This is a genomic window from Paenibacillus camelliae, from assembly GCF_023715345.1.
GTDB lineage: Bacteria > Bacillota > Bacilli > Paenibacillales > Paenibacillaceae > Pristimantibacillus > Pristimantibacillus camelliae.
This window is the reverse complement of record NZ_JAMBNY010000070.1, coordinates 1-328: the sequence shown is the minus strand read 5'-3', so window position 1 is coordinate 328 and position 328 is coordinate 1. Positions and strand designations below refer to the sequence as shown.

2 rRNA genes are annotated in these 328 nt (G+C 49.4%); both read right to left on the bottom strand.

Features of this window, described 5'->3' with window-relative positions:
- Window positions 1–68 (bottom strand): 5S ribosomal RNA (rrf, locus tag M3180_RS22450); the annotation flags it as partial.
- Between the two features lie 181 nt (window positions 69–249).
- Window positions 250–328 (bottom strand): 16S ribosomal RNA (locus M3180_RS22445); the annotation flags it as partial.

Here is a 328-nt window from a genome sequence, read left to right as displayed (position 1 = left end):
GCGCTGGAGGGCTTAACGGTCGTGTTCGAGATGGGAACGTGTGGTTCCCCTCCGCCATCGCCACCAAACGATAACTATTATATAGAAGAATCATTGATCCTTCAAAACTGACAACGAGTGAGCGAACTAACCGCCTGATTTATTTGCGAAAGCTAAGCTTCCGCTGGAGAGCTTACATCCGAAGATCTAAGCTCTCCTGACCCTCAAGGGATCTTATGATCTTCTACTCGGAAGATCGTGTTCTCTTAGAAAGGAGGTGATCCAGCCGCACCTTCCGATACGGCTACCTTGTTACGACTTCACCCCAATCATCTACCCCACCTTCGAC